Here is a 22273-nt window from a genome sequence, read left to right on the forward strand (position 1 = left end):
GCGGGCGTCCGTCGGCCGAGGGTATCGACCACCCCTCGCCGCCGGTGACCGAGCTGGCCGAGGGCGGTGGGGCTCACGCCTCGCTGTCGCGGGGCGGGCGTCCGCTCATTTCGACGGCCGTGCAGAGCCAGCGGTGGTCGTCGCCCCGGTGCAGGCGGAAGGCGAGGGCGTGGAGCCGGGGGCCCGCGCTGATCCGGGCGAAGACTTCGAAGACGCCGGGTTCGGGCTCGTAGTGGCCGATGCCTCGGACGACGGGCCGGTGTCCCCGGTCGCTGAGGGGCTGGTCCTCGGCGAGCCGGATCAGGGCGTCGAAGAGGGATCCGGCGAAGTGGCGGGAGGCCCAGTGGACGGGGCGCTGGCCACTGAGCATCAGCAGGAGGCGCTCGGTGAAGAGCTCGGCGGGGTGCGGTGGCAGCTGGGGCGGGACGCGCACGGGCGGCGCACCGGGGCGCCTCGTGTCCTGCCTGCCGGGCGGTCGGCCGCCCGGGGGCCGGGTCGTCCGGGGGCGGCGGCGCGGCTGGTCCATCACCTTGCGCAGCGGCGGCTCATGGGAGGTGGGCTCGTGCATGTCTGGGTCCCCGTTCGGCGTCCGACCGGTGGATACCGATCGGTAACTTCGCTTGGGGATCTTGTACGTGTCCTGCGGCGCCGCTCGCAAGGCCACAGGGGCCCGGCGAGGGCGGTCGAAAGGATCACCTATCCGGGTGATCGGACGGCGGACGAGGCGTGCGCGGACGGGGCTCGGGAGGGTCACGCGGGGGTCCGGCGTGGACGTGCGCACAGGGGGCGACCGGCACCCCGAAGGGGGACTCCCGCACGTATCCTGAAGCCCCTCTCGCCGACGAAAGTGGCCAGCCATGCGCGTGTACGTCCCCCTGTCCCTGCCCCGTCTCGCCGAGGCGCACAAGGCGGGCGAACTGGGGCCCGGACCGCTCACCGCGTACGCCGTGACGCCCGCGCTGCGCGAGTGGTACGTCTCCGACGACATAGAGGAACTGGAGTACGCGGCCCTCAACCGCGCGGCGGCGGCGTCGCTGCGGCTGATCGCCGGGGAGCCGGACGCGCCCCGCAAGCGGGTCGTGGTCGCGCTCGACGTGCCGGACGGCGCCGCGGTGGCCGACCCGGACCGCGGGCTCGACCCGGGAGCGCTCGGCGAGGTGCGGATCGCGAACGCGGTCCCCCTGGCCAAGGCGGCGGCGGTGCACGTGGACTCGGCCGACGCCGGGAAGGACGTGACCGCGGCGGCCGCGGCGCTCGGGGCGGCGGACCAGGGCGACGACGACGCGCAGTTCGTCGTCGACGGCGCCGAGGACCACGAGCTCCTCTGGTTCGCCACGCAGGAGATCCCGAACTTGCTCGGCCTGAGCGGCTGACCTGCGCGAACGTACGATTGTCGGTCCCGGCGGGTACGTTCTTGCCATGGGGAAGCACGCAGCCGGAGCACACATCGTCTGGGACTGGAACGGGACGCTGTTCCACGACAACGACGCCGTCATCAGCGCGACGAACGCCGCCTTCGCGGAGATCGGACTCGAGCCGATCACCCTGGAGCGGTACAGAGAGCTGTACTGCGTGCCGATACCCCGCTTCTACCAGCGGCTGATGGGGCGGCTGCCCACTGAGGCCGAGTGGGAGCGCATGGACACCGCCTTCCAGCGGCACTACACGCTCCACCGCACGGCCTGCGGGCTCGCCGACGGGGCGGAGCTTCTCCTCGCCGACTGGAGCGCGGCGGGCCGCAGCCAGTCGATCCTCAGCATGTACGGACATGACGAACTCGTCCCGCTGGTACGGGAGTTCGGGATCGAGTCGCACTTCCTGCGGGTCGACGGGCGCACCGGCCCCTCCGGCGGCAGCAAGGCCGAGCACATGGTCCGCCACCTCGGAGCGCTGGCCGGCGCGGGGGTTGCGCCGGGGCGCACGGTGGTGATCGGGGACGCTGCAGACGACGCGGTGGCGGCGCTGCACGCGGGCGCGCGGGCCGTGCTCTACACCGGCGGATCGCACAGCAGGGCCAGCCTCGAAGGCGCGGGGGCGCCGGTCGTGGACACTCTCGCCGAGGCCGTGGGGGTGGCGGAACACCTGGCGGAGTGAGCGAATGTGCTCAGGCTCCGCTGCTGGCTGCGTACGCTGCGGTGCGATCGTCGGCGAACCGGAATGCACAGATCCGGCAGGGCGGGACGCGGGCGCGGCACCATGGGATTCAGCTTCGGGCAGAGGCGCGGGGGACAACTCCCGGCCGACGTCACCGCATTCGTCGGCCGGGCGGGTGAACTCGCGCAGGCGCCGTCCTGTCGGGCCCCTCGGACCCTCAGGTCACCGGCGCCTTGGCGCGCAGCACCGTGAGGAACTCCCGCATCCACCCCGAGTGGTCCGGCCAGGCGCGCGACGACACCAGCGTCCCGTCGACCACCACTTCCGCGTCCCGGAAAGCCGCGCCCGCCGCCTGCATGTCGGGCTCAAGCGCCGGATACGCCGTGACGCGGCGCCCGCGCAGACCGTCGACCGCCGCCGTCAGCAGCGGACCGTGGCAGATCTGGGCCACGGGCTTGTCCGCGTCGAAAAAAGACTTCAGGATCTTGCGCAGCTCCGGGTCGTTGCGCAGATACTCGGGGGCGCGGCCGCCCGGGATCACGACAGCGACGTACTGTTCGGGCTCGACCTCGGCGAACGCGAGATCGGCGGGCCAGGTGTAGCCGGGCTTCTCCGTGTACGTGTCGAACCCCGGTTCGAAGTCATGGACGACGAACTGCAGCTTCTTGCGCTCCGGGGCGGCGATGTGGACGTCGTAGCCCTCCTCGCGCAGGCGCTGGTAGGGGTACAGGACTTCCAGTGACTCGGCGGCGTCGCCGGTCACCAGGAGGATCTTGGGTGCCATGGCTGTGCGCTCCCCTCGGAGCCTTCGGGCCGGGGTGTCTCCTCCTCAACGTGGACCCGGCCGGACCGTTAGGCAACCCCCCGACGCATCCATCCGCGTCGCTGTCCCTGTGCAGAGTGTCAAAGTTCGACCGCTGTATTTGTACACATACGGCTCATGACGACTCCCGGGGGAGGGGCGATAGCCTTGACCCGTGATCAGCGCGATATCTCGCGGGGGCATCGTCGCCCCCTGCCCGCGCCGGGAGCACACGGAGATCTACATCCGTGCCCGGCGCTCCGCTGACCATTCCCTTCGGGACGGAACATGGATGCCGTCCCGACTCCGGGCAGGAAATACGCCAAAAATGGCGGATAACCGCTCGCTCATCTCTCATCCCGGCATACCGTCGACATCGACCGGAGACCCCGCGTCGTGGCGTTGTGCCGCATCACTTTCTTCAACGTCACGCAACGGCGCGCGACAGGAGCCAGAGGACAATGCAGACCAAGCTGGACGAAGCCAAGGCCGAGCTGCTCGCACGGGCCGCCCGGGTAGCTGAGAACAGCCCGGCTGGGGGCCATCTCCCGGCCGGGACGAATGGCGAGGGGGCTCCGGACCAGGAGTCCGTGCTCGCGTTCCTCCAGCGCTACTACCTGCACACCGCCCCCGAGGACCTGGCCGACCGCGACCCGGTCGACGCCTTCGGTGCAGCCGTCTCCCACTACCGGCTCGCGGAGGTCCGCCCGCAGGGCACCGCGAACGTCAAGGTCCACACGCCGACGGTCGAGGAGAACGGCTGGACCTGCAGCCACTCCGTCGTCGAGGTCGTCACCGACGACATGCCGTTCCTGGTCGACTCGGTCACCAACGAGCTGTCCCGCCAGGGCCGCGGCATCCACGTCGTGATCCACCCGCAGGTCACCGTGCGCCGCGACCTGACCGGCAAGCTCCTGGAGGTCCTGCCCGCGGGCAGCGCCGCCGACGGCCACGACACGCTCACCGAGTCGTGGATCCACGTGGAGATCGACCGGGAGACCGACCGCGCCGACCTGAAGCAGATCACCTCCGACCTGCTGCGTGTCCTGTCCGACGTCCGTGAGGCCGTCGAGGACTGGGAGAAGATGCGGGACTCGGCGCTGCGTATCGCCGACGACCTGCCGAGCGAGCCCACCGCCGACGACCTGCGCGCCCAGGAGGTCGAGGAGGCCCGCGAGCTGCTGCGCTGGCTGTCCACCGACCATTTCACCTTCCTCGGCTACCGCGAGTACGAGCTGCGCGAGGACGACTCGCTGTCGGCCGTGCCCGGCACCGGCCTCGGCATCCTGCGCTCCGACCCGCAGCACGGCGGCGACGACCACCACCCGGTGAGCCCGTCCTTCAGCCGGCTGCCCGCCGACGCGCGCGCCAAGGCCCGTGAGCACAAGATCCTCGTGCTGACCAAGGCCAACAGCCGCGCCACCGTGCACCGCCCGTCGTACCTGGACTACGTCGGCGTGAAGAAGTTCGACGCCGAGGGCAACGTCATCGGTGAGCGCCGCTTCCTCGGCCTCTTCTCGAGCGCCGCGTACACGGAGTCCGTCCGGCGCGTCCCGGTTGTGCGCCGCAAGGTGCAGGAAGTGCTGCGGGGCGCCGGGTTCTCGCCCAACAGCCACGACGGCCGCGACCTGCTCCAGATCCTGGAGACGTACCCGCGCGACGAGCTGTTCCAGACCCCGGCCGACGAGCTGCGCGCCATCGTCACCAGCGTCCTCTACCTCCAGGAGCGCCGCCGGCTGCGGCTCTACCTGCGCCAGGACGAGTACGGCCGCTACTACTCGGCCCTCGTCTACCTGCCGCGCGACCGCTACACCACCGGTGTCCGCCTGCGGATCATCGACATCCTCAAGGAAGAGCTCAACGGCACCAGCGTCGACTTCACGGCCTGGAACACCGAGTCGATCCTGTCCCGGCTGCACTTCGTCATCCGCGTCGAGCCGGGCACCGAGCTGCCCGTGCTGACCGAGGCCGACACCGAGCGCATCGAGGCGCGGCTCGTCGACGCCGCCCGCTCGTGGGCCGACGGCTTCGGCGAGGCGCTGAACGCGGAGTGCGGCGAGGAGCGCGCGGCCGAGCTGGGCCGCCGCTACTCCGGCGCCTTCCCCGAGGGCTACAAGGCCGACCACTCGCCGCGCGCGGCGGTCGCCGACCTGGTCCACCTCGAGGCGCTCAAGCGCGGTGAGAAGGACTTCGCGCTCTCGCTGTACGAGCCCGTGGGCGCGGCCCCCGGCGAGCGCCGCTTCAAGATCTACCGCACCGGCGCGCCGGTCTCCCTGTCGTCCGTTCTGCCGGTCCTCAACCGGCTCGGCGTCGAGGTCATCGACGAGCGCCCCTACGAGCTGCGCTGCTCGGACCGGACCACGGCGTGGATCTACGACTTCGGCCTTCGCCTGCCGAAGTCGCTCAGCGGCAACGGCGACTTCCTCGGTGACGACGGCCGCGAGCGCTTCCAGGAGGCCTTCACGGCGACCTGGACCGGCGCCGCCGAGAACGACGGCTTCAACTCCCTCGTCCTGAGCGCCGGTCTGAACTGGCGGCAGGCGATGGTGCTGCGCGCGTACGCCAAGTACCTGCGCCAGGCCGGTGCGACGTTCAGCCAGGACTACATGGAGGACACCCTCCGTAACAACGTCCACACCACCCGCCTCCTGGTGAGCCTCTTCGAGGCGCGCATGTCGCCGGAGCGCCAGCGGGCCGGGACCGAGCTGATCGACGGGCTCCTGGAGGAGCTCGACGGCGCGCTCGACCAGGTCGCGAGCCTGGACGAGGACCGGATCCTGCGGTCCTTCCTGACCGTCATCAAGGCGACGCTGCGGACGAACTTCTTCCAGAAGCGCGACGACGGCACGCCGCACGCGTACGTCTCCATGAAGTTCGACCCGCAGGCCATCCCCGACCTGCCCGCGCCGCGCCCGGCCTACGAGATCTGGGTGTACTCGCCGCGGGTCGAGGGCGTGCACCTGCGCTTCGGCAAGGTCGCGCGCGGTGGTCTGCGCTGGTCCGACCGGCGTGAGGACTTCCGCACCGAGGTCCTCGGCCTGGTCAAGGCGCAGATGGTGAAGAACACCGTCATCGTGCCGGTCGGCGCCAAGGGCGGCTTCGTCGCGAAGAACCTGCCGGACCCGAGCGTCGACCGTGACGCGTGGCTGGCCGAGGGTGTCGCGTCGTACAAGACCTTCATCTCGGCGCTGCTCGACATCACCGACAACCTGGTGGCCGGCCAGGTCGTGCCCCCGGCGGACGTCGTGCGTCACGACGGGGACGACACGTACCTCGTGGTCGCGGCCGACAAGGGCACGGCGACGTTCTCCGACATCGCCAACGCGGTCGCCGAGTCGTACAACTTCTGGCTCGGTGACGCCTTCGCCTCCGGCGGCTCGGCGGGCTACGACCACAAGGGCATGGGCATCACCGCCCGCGGCGCCTGGGAGTCCGTGAAGCGGCACTTCCGGGAGCTGGGCACCGACACGCAGACCGAGGACTTCACGGTCGTCGGCGTCGGCGACATGTCCGGTGACGTGTTCGGCAACGGCATGCTGCTCTCCGAGCACATCCGCCTGGTCGCCGCGTTCGACCACCGGCACATCTTCATCGACCCGCGGCCCGACGCGGCCACCTCGTACGCCGAGCGCCGCCGCCTGTTCGACCTGCCGCGCTCCTCGTGGGCCGACTACAACAAGGAACTGATCTCCGCGGGCGGCGGGATCTTCCCGCGCTCCGCCAAGGCGATCCAGCTCAACGCGCACATCCGCGAGGCACTCGGCATCGAGTCGGGCGCCGCGAAGATGACGCCGGCCGACCTGATGAAGGCGATCCTGCACGCGCGGGTCGACCTGCTGTGGAACGGCGGCATCGGCACGTACGTGAAGTCGTCCGCCGAGTCGAACGCGGACGTCGGCGACAAGGCCAACGACGCCATCCGCGTGGACGGCCAGGACGTGCGGGCCAAGGTCATCGGCGAGGGCGGCAACCTCGGCGCGACCCAGCTGGGCCGTATCGAGTTCGCGCGCAGCGGCGGCAAGGTCAACACCGACGCCATCGACAACAGCGCGGGCGTGGACACCTCCGACCACGAGGTGAACATCAAGATCCTGCTCAACGCGCTCGTCACCGACGGCGACATGACCATCAAGCAGCGCAACAAGCTGCTCGCCGAGATGACCGACGAGGTCGGCGCCCTGGTGCTGCGCAACAACTACGCGCAGAACACGGCCCTGGCCAACGCGGTCGCCCAGGCGCCCGACCTGCTCCACGCCCACCAGCGCTTCATGCGCCGCCTGGTCCGTGAAGGGAGCCTCGACCGGGCCCTGGAGTTCCTGCCGACGGACCGGCAGGTCAAGGAACTGCTGAACTCCGGGCGCGGCCTGAGCCAGCCCGAGCTGGCCGTCCTCCTCGCGTACACGAAGATCACGGCCGCGCACGAGCTGATCCAGACGTCGCTGCCGGACGACCCGTACCTGCGCAGGCTCCTGCACGCCTACTTCCCGCAGGCGCTGCGCGAGCGGTTCACCGACGCGGTCGACGGGCACGCGCTGCGCCGCGAGATCATCACCACGGTGCTGGTCAACGACACGGTGAACAGCGGCGGTTCGACGTTCCTGCACCGGCTGCGCGAGGAGACCGGGGCGTCCCTGGAGGAGATCGTGCGGGCGCAGCTCGCCGCGCGCGAGATCTTCGGCCTCGGTGAGGTCTGGGACGCGGTCGAGTCGCTCGACAATGTCGTCGCCGCGGACGTCCAGACCCGGATCAGGCTGCACTCGCGCCGCCTGGTCGAGCGCGGCACGCGCTGGCTGCTCAACAACCGGCCGCAGCCGCTCCAGCTCGCCGAGACCATCGACTTCTTCCGCGAGGGCGTCGCCGAGGTGTGGTCGGCCATGCCGAAGATGCTGCGCGGCGCGGACGCCGAGTGGTACCAGTCGATCCTGGACGAGCTGACCGCAGCGGGTGTGCCGGAGGAGCTGGCCCAGCGGGTCGCCGGGTTCTCCTCGGCCTTCCCGACGCTCGACATCGTGGCGATCGCCGACCGCACCGGCAAGGACCCCCTGGCCGTCGCCGAGGTGTACTACGACCTCGCGGACCGGCTGTCCATCGCGCAGCTGATGGACCGGATCATCGAGCTGCCGCGGTCCGACCGCTGGCAGTCGATGGCCCGCGCCTCGATCCGCGAGGACCTGTACGCGGCGCACGCGGCCCTCACGGCCGATGTGCTGGCCGCCGGGAACGGCGTGTCGACTCCGGAGCAGCGCTTCGACGCGTGGCAGGAGAAGAACGCGCCGATCCTGGGCCGCGCGCGGACGACCCTGGAGGAGATCCAGAGCTCGGACGCCTTCGACCTGGCGAACCTGTCGGTCGCGATGCGCACGATGAGGACGCTGCTGCGCACGCACTCGTAGGGTCCGCTCGAAGCGACGGGGGCGCCCCGCACCGGAACTCCGGTGCGGGGCGCCCCCGTTTCACCTTCCGGACTCTTTCCGTTCTCTTGCCCTTCTCCGGCCGGCCTCTTGACCGGTTCTGGCCTGATGGACGGCGCGCCCAATCGGTTGCTCCTGGAGGCGCGTCGACCCCATGAGGTTTGCCATAAGCCATTAAATCGGGCATTACGTCTAAAGTGGACCCGATTGTCAGATCAGCGGCGCGCGGCGGAGAGGTCGGGAAGGGTCCATGACGGAAGCGATTCTGCTGGTCGGCGGGCTGGGCACCCGGCTGCGGCCGCTCACGGTCAACACACCCAAGCCCATGGTGCGCGCGGCCGGAGTCCCCTTCCTGGCCCATCAGATCGCCCGGCTCGCCGGCGCGGGCGTGCGCCACATCGTCCTCGCCACCTGCTATCTCGCCGAGGTCTTCGAGCCGTACTTCGGCGACGGATCGGCGTTCGGGGTCCACCTCGAGTACGCCGTCGAGTACGAGGCGCTGGGGACCGGCGGCGCGATCCGGAACGCGGCACGCCGCCTGATCTCCGCTCCCGAGGAACCCGTCCTCGTCTGCAACGGCGACATCCTCACCGGCCTCGACGCGCGCGCCCTCATCAACCGGCACCGCGAGCGCGAAGCCGACGTCACCCTCCACCTCGCCCGCGTCGACGACCCCCGCGCCTTCGGGCTCGTACCGACCGACGCCGACGGCTGCGTGCTCGCCTTCACCGAGAAGCCGCAGACGCCCGAGGAGATCGTCACGGACCAGATCAACGCGGGCTCCTACGTGTTCCGCCGGTCCGTCATCGACCACATCCCCGCCGGGCGGGCCGTCTCCGTCGAGCGTGAGACGTTCCCCGGCCTGCTCGCCGCGGGTGCCTATCTGCACGGAATGGTCGAGGACTCCTACTGGCTCGACCTCGGCCGGCCCGAAGCCTTCGTGCAGGCCTCCGCCGACCTCGTGCGCGGGGTCATCCACTCACCCGCCGTGCCCGGTGTGCGCGGCGAGTCCCTCGTACTGCCCGGCGCCAAGGTCGCCGCCGACGCCTGGCTCGCCGAGGGCACCGTCGTCGGGGCGGGCGTCCGGGTAGGTTCAGGGGCCGTCGTCCACGGTTCCGTGCTGCATGACGGCGCGACCGTGGGCGCCGGTGCCTATGTCAGGAAGAGCCTGGTCGGCGCCGGTGCGCGGATCGGGCGGCGCTCCGTCCTGCACGGCAGCGTCATCGGTGACGGCGCCCACGTCGGCGCCCACAACGAACTGCGGAACGGAACCCGGGTGTGGTGCGAGGCCGTACTGCCCGACCGGGCCGTCCGCTTCTCCTCGCTCGCCGGAGAAGGGCTGACCGAACAGTGAACACGAACTCTCCCGACATCGGGGCCACACCGGCCGCCGCCAGGCCACTGCCCGACGACTGGGCCCGGACCCCCCTCACCGTCGTCATGCCGACGTACAACGAGGCGGGCAACCTGCCCGGCATGGCCGACGCCCTCATGGCGCTCCCCCTTCCGGGCCTGCGCCTCCTCGTCGTCGACGACTCCAGCCCCGACGGCACCGGCGACATCGCCGAGCGGTACGCCGAGCGGCACGGGCACGACCGGATGAGCGTCCTGCACCGCGCCGGCAAGGAGGGCCTCGGCCGGGCCTACGCGGCCGGCATGGCGCGGGCCGTCGCCGACGGCGCGCGCTACGTCCTCCAGATGGACGCCGACGGCAGCCACCCCACCGACAAGGTGCCCGCGCTCCTCGGCACCGCCCTCGCCACCGGCGCCGCAGTCACCATCGGCAGCCGCTACGTCCAGGGCGGCACGCTCTCCGAGGCGTGGGGTGTGCACCGCAGGCTCCTGTCCCGCTGGGCCAACACCTACGCGGGCACCATCCTCGGCACCCGCGTCCGCGACATCACCGGCGGCTTCAACCTGTGGCGCGAGGACGCTCTGCGCGCCATCGACCTGGCGTCCGTCGACAGCGCGGGCTACAGCTTCCAGGTCGAGATGAAGTACCGCGCGGTGCGCCGCGGCTTCGGCGTCATGGAGGTCCCCATCCACTTCGAGGACCGCACGGTCGGCGAGTCCAAGATGAACCTGATGGTGCAGCTCGAATCCGTCACCATGCCGTGGAAGCTGCGGGCGAGGGCGCGCCGATGACGGTCCAGACCGCGGCGCGTGAGGCGCCCGTTGTCGTTCCCGTCCGGGTCCGGGTGCGCCGCCTGTCCATGGAGGTCGCCAAGTTCGGCGCCGTCGGCGGCAGCGGCGTCGCCGTCAACTTCCTCGTCTTCAACCTCCTGCTGCACGGCATCGGCCGGGCCCCGATGACCGCGACGGTCCTGGCCAGCTGTGTCGCCATGGGCACCAACTACCTGGGCTTCCGCTTCTTCGCCTACCGGGACCGCGACTCGCGCACCCGCCGCCAGATCGCGCTGTTCTTCGGCTTCAGCGCACTCGGCGTCCTCATGGAGAGCGTCCTGTTCTACGCCGGATACCACGGCGCCTCGATGACGGGACCGCTCGCGTCGAACATCGCCAAGGCGCTGTCCATCGTCCTCGCCTCGGCCTTCCGCTTCCTCGTCTACCGGACGTGGGTGTTCCAGCACGATGCGCGCCGCGAGTAACGCGGCCCTCAGGGCCGCGGCCCCGCTGGTCCTCCTGCTGGTAGTCGCTCTGCTCGTGGCCGTCGCGATCCGGCTGCCCTGGGCGGGCGACCTCGGTATCCACGCCGCCACCGTCGAACGCCTGCGCCACGATCTCCTCGACCCGGGCAACCCGCTGGTCGACGAAAAGACGCCGAGCCCGTACTACTCACCGTGGACGGTGTTCCTCGGCGTCGTCGCCGACGTCACCGGCCTCGGCACCTTCACCGTCCTGCGCATCGCCGCGCTGATCTCGCTGACGCTGCTCGTGACCGGCGTGTGGCGGTTCACCGGCACGTTCACCGAAGCGTCCGCGAGCCGCTCCCGGCGCACGGCGGTCACCGCGCTCGTCCTCCTGTGCCTGCTCCTCCTGTGGGGCACGAGCCTGTTCAACTGGAGCGGCTTCCTCGGCCTCAACTCCCTTGCCCTGACCCTCTCCTACCCCAGCACCTTCGCGCTCGGGCTGTCCTTCCACCTCTGGGCGCTGCTGCGCGGGGCGCTCGCGCGCGGCTCGGGCCTGCCCGGGTTCCTCGGCCTTGGGCTGCTGTGGTCCGTGATCCTGCTGAGCCATCAGTTCACGGGCGTCGTCACGTCGTTCGGCGCCCTCGCGATGGTGGCCGGGGCGCGGCCCTGGCCGGCACGCGCGGTGTGGGCGCGGCTCGTGGCCGGGCTCGCCCTCGGCGCGGTCGTGCTCGCCGCATGGCCGTACTACTCGTTCTTCGACCTCTTCCATGCGCAGGGCCTGGAGGAGATCCACCAGGCCCTCTACCGGAACCTGCCCGGCCGGTACTGGCTCCTGCTTGCCGGCGTGTTCGCGCTCGCTCTGCGGTGGCGCAGGGACCGGCGCGATCCACTCGTGATCTTCTTCGCGCTCGGGGTGCTGATGTTCGCGGCGGGCTGGGTGAGCGGGCACTACTCGTGGGGCCGGGTCCTGCCGGCAGCCGTGATCCCGGCGCAGGTCGCGGCGGGCCTGGAGGTGTGCGGAGCAGAGCGCAGGGCGGGCCGCAGGACCGTACGTACGGCGTTCGCTGCGGTACTCGGTGCGGTGCTCCTCGCGGGCGCGTGGACCCAGTCGGGCGTACTCGGCTACGTCGTCCCGCGAGACGTCCTGCCCAAGCCGCTCGCCGACCGTTACAAGCCACCGTGGCGCGGCTACCACTGGATGACGCCCTGGGTGAAGTACGGGGACGTGGTCCTCGCCACGGACTTCCCCGCGCGCCAGATCCCCGCGTACGGGCCCTACACCGTGGCCCCCGGCTACCCGGACTTCTTCCTGCCCGACGAGGCGGCCCGCACCAGCGCCGTCGGGACCTACTTCGCCCCCGGCACCGAGCGGGCCGCGCGCCTCGACGTCCTGCGCCGCTACGGGGTGCGGTGGATCGTGAGCCACCGCGACGACGCGGGCCTCGCCGCCACCGACCCCGCACTGCACAAGGTCACGACGGGCCCGGGCGGCCAGACCCTGTACGAGGTCGTCGGCGACCGGCCCTAGCGCAGCGCGCTCCTCACCAGGCGTACGGCGTTCCGTACGCGCCCGTCCGAAGCAGTGGCCAGTCTGCGCGCCACCGGGTGCGTCACCCGGGCCGTGAGCCCCGCCGGCTCCCAGCGGATCTGGAGACGCCCGCCGCCCCGGCCCTCCGGCTCCAGCGTCACCCGGTGCGGGGCGGCCCCCGAGCGGTACCCGACACGCGCGGTGAGCGCGGGGAAGTCCAGCGGCGCGAGCAGCACCGAGGTGTTGCGCAGGCCGTGGTCCTGGAGCTGGAGCAACGGATGCCGCATGCCGTCGAAGCCGTGCACCGGGAGCGGGGCCGCCGCCAGGTCGAGCCGCACCCGGCCCTCGAAGACGCCGGGCCGCACCGGGTCGAGCCGCAGCCGCGTCGTCATACGGTGCCGCCCCGGCGCCACGACCAGCGAGGCGACGTGCGGGCCGACGGCGAGGCGCAGACCGGGATCGTACGTGCGCACCGACAGGTCGACGCCGGCGCCGGGGCCGCGCTCGATCCGCGTGATCTCGTGCCGGAACTGGGCGCTGGGGAACGGACGCGAGTACAACTCCTGGTCGGACAGGTCGAGTTCGGCACGCGCCTCGTCCGACGACGGGACCACTGCCCCCCAGTAGACGGCACCGGACGCGTCCGTGGCAGTCTCGCGCGGGGCCACCACATGGCCGAGCCCGCGTGCCGCGAGCCGGGCGTCGGAGAGGCGGCCGTCGCGCACCAGTTGCAGGACGACCCGTTCGGGGCGCGGCAGCCGGGCGTACGCGCCCGGGGACAGCGTCGCCAGATACGGGTTCACGATCTCGGCGAACCCGGCCAGCCACGCGTAGTCCCGGTAGGGCAGATCGCCCGCGTACATCCGGAAGTCGTGCTTGAGGAACTTGTAGTCCTTGTCCTCGCGCACCCCCGTGTGGCCGCCCGACGCGAGGAAATCGTCGATGAGTTCCTGCACGTGGACGCGGTCGCGGACGTTGGTCAGCTTGTGCCGCTGGTTGGAGATCGACGCGGCGTCCGCCTCGACGAACGGCGCGATGTACCAGCGGTAGACCGGCTCGGGGATGACCGTGAAGGACTTCGCGAGGCAGTACGCCTGCGCCGAGAACAGCTGGTCCTCGTAGTGGATGCCCTCGGGGAAGCGCAGCTGGTTGCGGTCGAGGAACTCCCGCTTGTACATCTTGCTCGTCGACAAGTGCTCGAAGAACAGGCCGGGTTCGGCGTCGATCCCGTCGACCGTGCGGCGCTCCGAGACCAGATGCGGCATCCACGTCGACGTGCGGCCCGTGTCGACGCGGATCCGCTCGACCGCGCCCATCGCGAAGTCGATCTCCCGCTCCCGGTGCGCCGCGAGCAGCAACTCCACCGATTCCGGCGGGAGTTCGTCGTCGCTGTCGAGGAACATCAGATACGGGGCGCGGGCGATGTCGAGCGCGCGGTTGCGGGGCGCGCTGCACCCGCCGCTGTTCTCCGGCAGACGCAGGTAGCGCACCCGAGGGTCCGCGGCGGCGAGGCGGCGCGCCACCTCGGGGGTGGCGTCCGTCGAGTGGTCGTCGCTGATGACGACCTCGATGTTGCCGTGCGTCTGGGCCAGGACCGAGGCGACGGCGCGCGGCAGCCGCCCGGCGTCGTTGTAGACGATGACGGTGACCGTGACGTCGGGCGTGATCGTTCTCGTGGGCGTGGTCATCGGTGGGCCGCCTCCTCGGGGGTGGGCGCGGGGATGCGCTCGTCGACGGGGACCACCGGGGGCAGCGCCGCCTCGCTCTCGCCGAGGAAGACCCGGCGTACGAGCCGCTCGGCGGCGTGACCGTCGTCGAACTCGCAGAACCGGCGCCGGAACGCGGCCCGCGCCTTCCCCGACGCCTCGTCGCGCCACGCGCCCGAGGCGAGGATGTCCGTCAGCTCGTCCTGCGTACGGGCGACGGGCCCGGGCGCCTCGGCGATCAGGTCGAAGTAGACCCCGCGGGTCTTCGCGTACATCTCCCAGTCGTCCGCGTAGATCACGATCGGGCGGTCCAGATTGGCGTAGTCGAACATGATCGACGAGTAGTCCGTGACCAGGGCGTCCGCGGCGAGGCAGAGCTCCTCGACCGGGTCGTACGTGGACACGTCGATGACCCGCCCGCTGCGGCGCAGGTCCGCGAGAGGCGAGCCCGCCCCGCCGTAGAAGTAGTGGCCGCGCACGAGGAGGACGGTGTCGTCGCCGAGCCGGTCGGCGAGCGTGGCGAGGTCCAGGCGCGGGGTCCAGGAGCCCTCGTAGTCGCGGTGCGTCGGCGCGTACAGGACGGCCCGCCGGCCCGGCGCGATGCCGAGGCGGTCGCGGACGGCGCGGATGTCGGCGGCCGTCGCGCTGTAGAAGACGTCGTTGCGCGGATAGCCGTACTCCAGCGGGACGTAGTGCGTGGGGTAGGCGCGCTCCCAGATCCGCGTGGAGTGGCTGTTCGACGTGACGCTGTAGTCCCACTTGTCGACGCGGGCCAGGAGCTGGGGGAAGTTGAGGCCCTTGGACGCGGTCGGGTACTCGATCTGGTCGAGGCCCATGCGCTTGAGGGGCGTGCCGTGGTGGGTCATGACGTGGACGGCTTCGGGGCGCTTGACCACGGCGTTCGCGAAGTTGACGTTGTTGACGAGGTACTTGGCACGGGCCAGGACCTCCCAGTAGCGGCGGGAGCCGGGCACGACGTGGTCGGTGCCGGGCGGCAGGAGCGGCGCGTCGGCCGCGCGGACCACCCACACCTGGTGGACGCGCGGCGCGAGTTCGGCGAGCTTCGCGGCGATCGCGCCCGGATTGCAGGCGACCCCGCGGTCCCAGTACGCGGAGAACACGGCCAGCTCCGGGTCCACGGGCCGGCGCAGCTCCCGCCGGTAGCGGTGGTCGCGGACCTTCGCGCCGATCCGCCGCTTGCGCTCCCGGGCCGCGGACTTCAGGGCGCGCCGCTTGTGGTTGACGCTCTGGAAGGCGCGGTACCGGGAGTACGCGTCCTCTTCGAGCAGGCGGCGCCGGATGCCTTCGAGCCCCGCGGGCCTGCGGTAGCCCTCCGGCCGCCACGCGACGGCCGCGCGCGAGGCCCGGCGGAAGAACTCGCGGCCCACCGGCTCCGGCATCCCGGCGCGGGCCACGATCCGCATGCACTCGGTCGCCATCACGTCGTAGAGGACCGCGCGGGGACCGGTCGGCGTGCCGCGGCCGGCCATCAGGCGCTGGAGGTCCTCGTAAAGGCCGACGGTCGCGTAGTGCTGCTCCGGGGTGAGCGGCGGCAGGCTCGTGGGGCGCAGCCTGCGCTCGTCGAGGACCACGTGCTGGAGCGCGGTGACGCGGTCGGCGAGGACGAGGGCGGCGCGGGCCGCGAACCGCTCGTCGGTGGCGGCCAGTTGGTCGCGGTGGTCCCGCCAGAACGCGGCGCGCAGGGCACGGTTCCCGAGCAGCGGGGTGATCCGCAGCAGGTCGGGGCAGTCCGCGAGGGGCAGATCGCGGCCGCCCGCCCTGGCGAGCAGACGGGCGTCGGGGCCCGGGAGGCCGGAGGTGCGCCAGTTCGAGTGCACATGGTCCGTGAGGACGACGTCCACGCGGTCGGCGCTGTCCGGGAGGCCGGCGACCCGGTCCCGCAGCGCCCGCAGCGCGCCCGGGGGCACGCGGTCCTTGGCGTGCACGAACAGCAGCCACTCGCCCGAGGCCCGCTCGCCGCCGGCGGCGCGGGCCTCCTCGTCGGAAGTGTCGCCGGGCAGGGCCAGAACGGTGACGCTGCCCGGCACGTCGGCGGTCGGCGCCGGATCGTCCACGGCGGCGACGACGAGTTCCGCCCCCTCGGGCAACTGGCCCGTCACGCTGTCCAGGCAGTCGGCGAGATGCCCCTGCACGTCCCGGCCGTACACGATGACGCTGAGTTCCTGCACGGTCTCCGTCCCTTCTCCTCCTGGCGCCCCATAGTGTCACCAATCAGATAAAAGGGATAAAGGGAGTGGGCCGCCCGCATCGGCCTCAGGCGGAAACGGCGACCTTGGCCTTCTTCGGTTCCGGCTTGCCGTCGTTCGGATTGGTGAACGCCTCGTACGCCTTGAGGACCTCGTCCGTCGGGCCGTCCATCCGCAGCTCGCCGCGCTCCAGCCACAGCACCCGGTCGCAGGTGTCGCGGATCGACTTGTTGTTGTGACTGACGAGGAAGACCGTGCCGGCCTCCTTGCGCAGCTCGCGGATGCGGGACTCCGAGCGCTTCTGGAAGGACCGGTCGCCGGTGGCCAGGGCCTCGTCGATCAGCAGCACGTCGTGGTCCTTGGCGGCGGCGATGGAGAACCGGAGCCGGGCGGCCATGCCGGAGGAGTACGTCCGCATGGGCAGCGTGATGAAGTCGCCCTTCTCGTTGATGCCGGAGAAGCCGACGATGTCGTCGTAGCGCTCGCGCACCTCCTCGCGGCTCATGCCCATGGCGAGGCCGCCGAGATGGACGTTGCGCTCGCCCGTGAGGTCGTTCATCAGCGCCGCGTTCACGCCGAGCAGGGACGGCTGGCCATGCGTGAAGATCCGGCCGTTCTCCGTCGGCAGCAGCCCCGCCACCGCCTTGAGCAGCGTCGACTTGCCCGACCCGTTCGTGCCGATCAGGCCGATCGCCTCGCCCTTGTAGGCGGTGAACGACACCTTCTTCACCGCGTGCACCTTGCGCACGCCGGCCCGCGCCTCGGCCTTCTTCCGCCCGCCGATGATGCGGCCGAGCGCGGCGGTCGCGGTGCCGCGGCCCGCGCCCGTGCCGTTCACGCGGTAGACGATGTCGACGTCGTCGACGATGACGGTGGGGATCCGCTCCCCAAAGGTGTCAGCCACGGCCGTACGTCTCCTCTGCCTTCCAGAAGTAGATGAACCCGCCGACGCCCGCGAGCAGCGCCCACCCGGCCGCGATCGCCCATACGTGGGGCGGCAGCTGACCGCGGTGGAAGCTGTCGATCAGGGCGAAGCGCATCAGGTCGATGTAGACGGCGGCCGGGTTCGCGGACAGCAGTACGTGCACGACGTGCGGCAGGTGCTGGTTCTTGAGCACCTTGTCGATGCTCCACATCACGCCGGACGTGTACATCCACGTGCGCAGCAGGAACGGCATCAGCTGCGCTATGTCCGGCGTCCGCGCGCCCATCCTCGCCATCACGAGGGCCACGCCGGTGTTGAAGACGAACTGCAGCAGCAGGACCGGCAGGACCAGGAACCACGAGAGGGCCGGCGGAACGCCGAAGCAGAGCAGGATCACCACCAGCGCGCACATCGAGAACAGCAGCTGCTGGAGCTGCTGGAGCGCGAACGACACCGGCAGCGCGGCGCGCGGGAAGTGCAGCGCCCGTACGAGACCGAGGTTGCCGGAGATCGCGCGGGTGCCCGCCATGATCGAGCTCTGCGTGAACGTCCACACGAACACGCCGGTGACCAGGAACGGCACGTAGTCCGGCACGTTGTGCTTCGTGTCCATCAGCACGCCGAAGATGAAGTAGTAGACCGCCGCGTTCAGGAGCGGGGTCGCCACCTGCCACACCTGGCCGAGCTTCGCCTGGCTGTACTGCGCCGTGAGCTTGGCCGTCGCGAACGCGGTGATGAAGTGGCGCCGCTGCCAGAGCTGGCCCACATATTCCGTGAGGGTCGGGCGCGCGCCGCTGACCGAGAGGCCGTACCGCGCGGCCAGCTGCGCGGGATCTTCCGCCGGGGCGGTGACCGCCGGCGGGGGAGGTGTGTCGACTGCCTGACTCACATCCGCTGCTTTCGCTCAAAGGGTCGGAGACGTCGGAACGGGCCCGTATCGTCGTGACGCGAGCGTAGGGCGTCGCGACGTCGGAACGCAACCGTTTCGTCGTAACGCCGTAAGCTGTTCACCATGACGACCAACGCCGACTCCTCCCCCGAGCTCTCGGCTTCGCTCGAGCAGGGGGGACCCCCATCGCCGGCGCGTCGCCGGGCCCCCGCAGGGGCAGCCGTCCTCCGTGAGGATGTGACCGACGCCATCCGGGCAGCCGTCTTCGAAGAGCTCGCCGCCGTGGGCTATGCCCGTATGTCCATCGAGGGGATCGCGCGCCGCGCGGGCGTCGGCAAGACGGCCGTCTACCGCCGCTGGCGCTCCAAGCTGCACCTGGTCCTGGACCTGGTCTCCGCCATAGCGGTACAGGGCCTGCCGGCCCCGGACACGGGTTCCCTGGAGGGCGACCTGCGCCTCCTGTACGAGGTGACGTCCCGCGCCCTGAGGCATCCGGTCGCCGGCCAGATCATTCCCGACCTCCAGGCCGAGGCCGCCCGCAACCCGGAAATCGCCGAGGCCATGCAGAAGGCACTGCGCGAGGGGCAGCACGGGGTGGCGAACGGCATCGTGCGCAGCGCCGCCGCGCGCGGGGAGGTCAGGGCTGACCTCGACGAGGACCTCGCCCTCGACCTGATCTCGGGCCCGCTGTACTGGCGCGCGGTGGTGGTGCGCACGCCGTTGCCCAAGGGGTACCTGGGGAAACTGGCTTCGGCTACGGCGGCGGGGTTGAGGGCGCTGTAGTTGCCCGCTGACATCAGCCGCGGCGGCGCCCTGGCCACAGCAGATGCCTGGTTCGGATCACCTGTCCGGGTCACGTCCGGACGTCCCCCGCGCGCGAGACGCTCGGTGGGGGTAGGTCGTTTCGCGCAAGGCGACCCTGGGATCCATGAGGAGATCAGCTATGTACGCAGTGATTCGGCGTTACGAAGGAGTGACTGACTCTGCCGAGGCAGGACGCCGAGTGGACGAGGGATTCGTGCCTCTCCTCCGCCGGGCCCCCGGTTTCGTGGCCTACTACTGGGTGGACGCCGGGGACGGAGTGATGGTCTCCACCAGCGTCTTCGAAGACCGATCCGGGGCCGAAGAGTCGATCGACCGGGCGGCGGACTTCGTACGGGACAACCTCTCGTCGCTGCTCCCCAACCGTCCTCAGGTCACGGCCGGCCCGGTTGTGGCTGCTGGGTAGCAACCTGCGACGTCACGGAACTCCGGCCGGAGCCTTGAAAATCCCGGCTCGACCAGGCCCCGGCGGCCGAGACGAACGGAAAACTGCATTTGTGTAGGAGGCGGAGGGAGCCGGAACCCGGTCTGCGGCTGGTTCAGGCCGTGACCACGCTGAACGCCGGGCAGATCCCCGGCTTCATGGGCCCGCGCCGAACGGGACTCACCTAACGGCGGTCCCGTGCACCCGGACCCAGCCCTGCCACGCCGACTCGACCATCTCGCGTACGTCGCGCTTCGCCGTCCAGCCGAGCTCCGTCGCGATGCGGTCCGCGGAGGCGACGACGCGGGCCGGGTCGCCGGGGCGGCGCGGGGTGACGACGGGGTCGGTGCCGTGGCCCGTCGTCGCGTTGATCAGCTCGACCATCTCCAGGACCGAGACGCCTTCGCCGCGGCCGATGTTGAGGGTGAGGTCCGTGCCGGGGGCCTCGCCGGAGAGGCGGCGGGCGGCGGCCACGTGGGCCTCGGCGAGGTCGACGACATGGATGTAGTCGCGTACGCAGGTCCCGTCCGGTGTCGGGTAGTCCGCGCCGAAGATCCGCGGGGCCTCGCCGTCGGTGAGCCTCTCGAAGACCATCGGTACGAGGTTGAAGACGCCGGTGTCGGCCAGTTCGGGGGCGGCCGCCCCCGCCACGTTGAAGTAGCGCAGGGAGGCCGTGGCGAGGCCGTGCGCCCGGCCCGTCGCGCGGACCAGCCACTCGCCGGCGAGCTTCGTCTCGCCGTACGGGCTCATCGGCAGGCACGGGGTGTCCTCGGTGACGAGGTCGACGTCGGGCATGCCGTACACCGCGGCGGACGAGGAGAAGACGAAGGACGGGACGCCGCCCGCCGTGACCGCCGCCAGGAGGACGCGCAGGCCCTCGACGTTCTCGCGGTAGTAGTGCAGCGGCAGTTCCACCGACTCGCCGACCTGCTTCTTCGCGGCGAGGTGGACGACGCCGGTGATGCCGTGCCCGGCGATGGTGCGCGCCACGGCGTCCGCGTCCAGGGTCGAGGCGACTACGAGGGGTACGCCGTCCGGGACGCGCTCGGCGACGCCGGTGGACAGATCGTCGTAGACCACGGTCCGCTCGCCCGCCTCCTGCATGGCGCGGACGACGTGCGCCCCGATGTATCCGGCACCGCCGGTGATCAGCCAGGTCATGTCGGTACAGGGTCCCCTCGGTCGAGTCGGAAAGAACGTTCGCGTGCGGTCGGCCCTAGTGAACCAGGCGGTTGAGGCGGCCGCGTGCTACCGCCAGGGCTCCGCGTACGCCCGGTGCGAGGCGTACGGCGAGGGCGCCGGAGTGGGTCGCGTACGGATGGGCGAGCAGCATGCCGTGGCGCAGGCTCGGCAGGGCGGTGCGGCGCAGGAGGCCGGGGCCGGTGACGGCGTGGGCGCCGGCGTCGCGGCTCGTGCCGTCCGCGAAGTTCACATGGAGGCGCAGGTCCCAGGTGCCGGAGGCGAGCGCGGACAGGTCGAGGGACGTCTCGGCCTCCCAGGTCCCGGCGTCGCGCCCGGGCACGAGGGTCACGGTGCGGCGCCTGGCGGGGCGGTGGCGCCGGCGGTCGATGACCTCGATGTCGACGGTGGCGGGGCCCGCCTCGGCGACGCGGCCGTACAGGTCGTGCAGGCGCAGCCGCAGCCGTGAGCCACGCGCGCGTGGCCGCAGTTCCGCCTCTATGGCGATGGGGAGGAGCCCCATGGGGCGTACGAGGAGGTGCTCCAGGGTCACCTGGGGGAGGTCGTCGGACCAGATCGGCGTGCCGTCCGCGGCGCGCGCGTAGGGCGGGCGCAGCCGGGCGGGGCGCGCCGCCACCTCCTTGAGGCGGGGCAGGTCGCGCGGGTGGTCGGAGGCGAGGATCACGCGGGCGACGACGCGGCCGGGGGCGGGCGCCGCGTCGATGTCGGCCGTGTCGAACGTGGCGAGGTAGGCGCGGGTGCTGTCCCACCACTCGGCGCGGTACCCGGGGCTGCGCAGGTCGAGCTCGCGGGCGTACATGCGCAGGCTGTGGTCGAGGAAACGGGTGCGGGCAGCGCGCGCCAGGCGCTTGTGCGAGGCGGTCAGGAGGATGTCGACGGACTGGCGGTGCGCTTCGATGCGGCCGGTCCAGTTGTCGAGTCCGGCCCGGTCGAGGGAGAGCGACAGGCGGTCGGCGTCACGGCGCACGTTCCAGATGTAGACCGTGTCGGGGACGAGCGCGATGCGCGGTCCGGCGGCGAGCACGCGCGCGGTGAACACGAAGTCCTCGTAGACGAAGCGGCCGTCGGGGAAGCGGATCCCGTGCTCGCGCAGGAAGTCCGTGCGGTAGAGCTTGTTGACGCAGAGGGTGTCGTGGACGAGGCGGGGGCGGCGCTCAGGGTGGGGGACCACGGCGGGCTCGGCGTACAGCTCCGGCTGCCACGGGATGTCGCGGCCCGAGGGGAGTTCGCGGCGCACGCACAGGCCGGCGGCGACCTCGGTGCCGTGGGCGAGCGCCGCGCCGAGCAGGGCGTCGACGGCGCCGGGCGGCAGCACGTCGTCGCTGTCCAGGAACATGACGTACGGGGCCGAGGCAGTGTCGATGCCGTCGTTGCGCGGGGTGCCGCAGCCGCCGCTGTTCGCGGCGCGGCGCACCACCTTCAGCCGTGGCTCGTCGTCCGCCGTGCGCCGGAGCAACTCGCCGCTGCCGTCCGTCGAACAGTCGTCGACGGCGATCACCTCGCGGACCGCGGGGCCCTGGGAGAGGGCAGAGCGCACGGCGTCGGGGACCCGTGCGGCGTCGTTGTAGCCGATGACGACGACGGAAACCTGTGACTGCGGGGGCGACGGCTGCTGGGGCTCGGGCTGCACTGCTTCCACAGAAGGAAATCCTAGGCGTTTGCGGTAATTGTCCG

At 71.4% G+C, this 22273-nt stretch carries 17 protein-coding genes; 9 read left to right on the plus strand and 8 right to left on the minus strand.

Annotation, left to right across the window (positions count from 1 at the left end):
• Positions 1-73 precede the first annotated feature (73 nt).
• Positions 74-568, minus strand: a complete 495-nt coding sequence (locus CG723_RS42445; protein WP_234374828.1) for an Rv3235 family protein — start codon at positions 566-568, stop codon at positions 74-76.
• Between the two features lie 289 nt (positions 569-857).
• Here CG723_RS42445 and CG723_RS42450 point away from each other — a divergent pair, with 289 nt between their 5' ends.
• Together CG723_RS42450 and CG723_RS42455 are read left to right on the plus strand one after the other, a co-directional pair.
• Positions 858-1373 (plus strand): DUF6912 family protein, encoded by a 516-nt coding sequence (locus CG723_RS42450; RefSeq protein ID WP_100598905.1) that lies wholly within the window; start codon positions 858-860, stop codon positions 1371-1373.
• A 46-nt stretch (positions 1374-1419) separates the two neighbouring features.
• Positions 1420-2094, plus strand: a complete 675-nt coding sequence (locus CG723_RS42455) for an HAD family hydrolase (RefSeq protein ID WP_100598906.1) — start codon at positions 1420-1422, stop codon at positions 2092-2094.
• A gap of 217 nt (positions 2095-2311) precedes the next feature.
• Here CG723_RS42455 and CG723_RS42460 read toward each other — a convergent pair whose 3' ends face one another.
• The gene (locus CG723_RS42460) at positions 2312-2878 is read right to left on the minus strand and encodes a DJ-1/PfpI family protein (protein WP_100598907.1); all 567 of its coding nucleotides are present in this window, start codon (positions 2876-2878) and stop codon (positions 2312-2314) included.
• A 479-nt stretch (positions 2879-3357) separates the two neighbouring features.
• Between CG723_RS42460 and CG723_RS42465 the strand changes: the two genes are divergently transcribed.
• The 5 genes from CG723_RS42465 (at position 3358) to CG723_RS42485 (ending at position 12426) form a co-directional block, all read left to right on the plus strand.
• The gene (locus CG723_RS42465; protein WP_100598908.1) at positions 3358-8289 is read left to right on the plus strand and encodes an NAD-glutamate dehydrogenase; all 4932 of its coding nucleotides are present in this window, start codon (positions 3358-3360) and stop codon (positions 8287-8289) included.
• 268 nt (positions 8290-8557) lie between these two features.
• Entirely contained in the window at positions 8558-9661 is a 1104-nt protein-coding gene (locus CG723_RS42470) for a nucleotidyltransferase family protein (RefSeq protein ID WP_100598909.1), read from the plus strand.
• An 86-nt stretch (positions 9662-9747) separates the two neighbouring features.
• A complete protein-coding gene (locus CG723_RS42475; RefSeq protein ID WP_100598936.1) occupies positions 9748-10452 on the plus strand; it encodes a polyprenol monophosphomannose synthase in 705 nt (234 codons plus the stop codon).
• On the plus strand, positions 10449-10916 hold the full coding sequence (locus CG723_RS42480) for a GtrA family protein (protein WP_100598937.1): 468 nt from the start codon (positions 10449-10451) through the stop codon (positions 10914-10916). The genes CG723_RS42475 and CG723_RS42480 overlap by 4 nt, the downstream gene beginning before the upstream one ends.
• The gene (locus tag CG723_RS42485) at positions 10900-12426 is read left to right on the plus strand and encodes a hypothetical protein (RefSeq protein WP_100598910.1); all 1527 of its coding nucleotides are present in this window, start codon (positions 10900-10902) and stop codon (positions 12424-12426) included. Before CG723_RS42480 ends, CG723_RS42485 begins: the two co-directional genes overlap by 17 nt.
• Here CG723_RS42485 and CG723_RS42490 read toward each other — a convergent pair.
• From CG723_RS42490 to CG723_RS42505, 4 genes are all read right to left on the minus strand, one after another.
• Entirely contained in the window at positions 12423-14114 is a 1692-nt protein-coding gene (locus CG723_RS42490) for a glycosyltransferase family 2 protein (RefSeq protein WP_100598911.1), read from the minus strand. The genes CG723_RS42485 and CG723_RS42490 overlap by 4 nt on opposite strands.
• A complete protein-coding gene (locus tag CG723_RS42495) occupies positions 14111-16321 on the minus strand; it encodes a bifunctional glycosyltransferase/CDP-glycerol:glycerophosphate glycerophosphotransferase (RefSeq protein ID WP_100598912.1) in 2211 nt (736 codons plus the stop codon). Before CG723_RS42495 ends, CG723_RS42490 begins: the two co-directional genes overlap by 4 nt.
• A gap of 85 nt (positions 16322-16406) precedes the next feature.
• Entirely contained in the window at positions 16407-17243 is an 837-nt protein-coding gene (locus CG723_RS42500) for an ABC transporter ATP-binding protein (protein WP_100598913.1), read from the minus strand.
• Positions 17236-18153, minus strand: coding sequence for an ABC transporter permease (locus tag CG723_RS42505; RefSeq protein WP_100598914.1), 918 nt, complete (start codon positions 18151-18153; stop codon positions 17236-17238). Before CG723_RS42505 ends, CG723_RS42500 begins: the two co-directional genes overlap by 8 nt.
• A 123-nt stretch (positions 18154-18276) precedes the next feature.
• Here CG723_RS42505 and CG723_RS42510 point away from each other — a divergent pair, with 123 nt between their 5' ends.
• The gene (locus tag CG723_RS42510) at positions 18277-18936 is read left to right on the plus strand and encodes a TetR/AcrR family transcriptional regulator (RefSeq protein WP_100598915.1); all 660 of its coding nucleotides are present in this window, start codon (positions 18277-18279) and stop codon (positions 18934-18936) included.
• Positions 18937-19171: 235 nt separating this feature from the next.
• Complete coding sequence (locus tag CG723_RS42515; protein WP_234374829.1) at positions 19172-19381, plus strand: hypothetical protein; 210 nt, start codon at positions 19172-19174, stop codon at positions 19379-19381.
• Between the two features lie 198 nt (positions 19382-19579).
• On the opposite strand, the gene galE is transcribed toward CG723_RS42515, so the two are convergent.
• Together galE and CG723_RS42525 are read right to left on the minus strand one after the other, a co-directional pair.
• Entirely contained in the window at positions 19580-20560 is a 981-nt protein-coding gene (gene galE / locus CG723_RS42520; protein WP_100598917.1) for a UDP-glucose 4-epimerase GalE, read from the minus strand.
• 55 nt (positions 20561-20615) lie between these two features.
• On the minus strand, positions 20616-22238 hold the full coding sequence (locus CG723_RS42525; RefSeq protein ID WP_100598918.1) for a glycosyltransferase family 2 protein: 1623 nt from the start codon (positions 22236-22238) through the stop codon (positions 20616-20618).
• Between the last annotated feature and the right edge of the window lie 35 nt (positions 22239-22273).

This window comes from Streptomyces sp. CB01635, from assembly GCF_002803065.1.
GTDB lineage: Bacteria > Actinomycetota > Actinomycetes > Streptomycetales > Streptomycetaceae > Streptomyces.

Coding starts and splice junctions, on each gene's coding strand:
- CG723_RS42480 (WP_100598937.1), top strand. CDS start 10,449: ATGACGGTCCAGACCGCGGCGCGTGAGGCGCCCGTTGTCGTTCCCGTC.
- CG723_RS42450 (WP_100598905.1), top strand. CDS start 858: ATGCGCGTGTACGTCCCCCTGTCCCTGCCCCGTCTCGCCGAGGCGCAC.
- CG723_RS42470 (WP_100598909.1), top strand. CDS start 8,558: ATGACGGAAGCGATTCTGCTGGTCGGCGGGCTGGGCACCCGGCTGCGG.
- CG723_RS42490 (WP_100598911.1), bottom strand. CDS start 14,114: ATGACCACGCCCACGAGAACGATCACGCCCGACGTCACGGTCACCGTC.
- CG723_RS42475 (WP_100598936.1), top strand. CDS start 9,748: ATGCCGACGTACAACGAGGCGGGCAACCTGCCCGGCATGGCCGACGCC.
- CG723_RS42485 (WP_100598910.1), top strand. CDS start 10,900: ATGCGCGCCGCGAGTAACGCGGCCCTCAGGGCCGCGGCCCCGCTGGTC.
- CG723_RS42455 (WP_100598906.1), top strand. CDS start 1,420: ATGGGGAAGCACGCAGCCGGAGCACACATCGTCTGGGACTGGAACGGG.
- galE (WP_100598917.1), bottom strand. CDS start 20,560: ATGACCTGGCTGATCACCGGCGGTGCCGGATACATCGGGGCGCACGTC.
- CG723_RS42510 (WP_100598915.1), top strand. CDS start 18,277: ATGACGACCAACGCCGACTCCTCCCCCGAGCTCTCGGCTTCGCTCGAG.
- CG723_RS42445 (WP_234374828.1), bottom strand. CDS start 568: ATGCACGAGCCCACCTCCCATGAGCCGCCGCTGCGCAAGGTGATGGAC.
- CG723_RS42460 (WP_100598907.1), bottom strand. CDS start 2,878: ATGGCACCCAAGATCCTCCTGGTGACCGGCGACGCCGCCGAGTCACTG.
- CG723_RS42465 (WP_100598908.1), top strand. CDS start 3,358: ATGCAGACCAAGCTGGACGAAGCCAAGGCCGAGCTGCTCGCACGGGCC.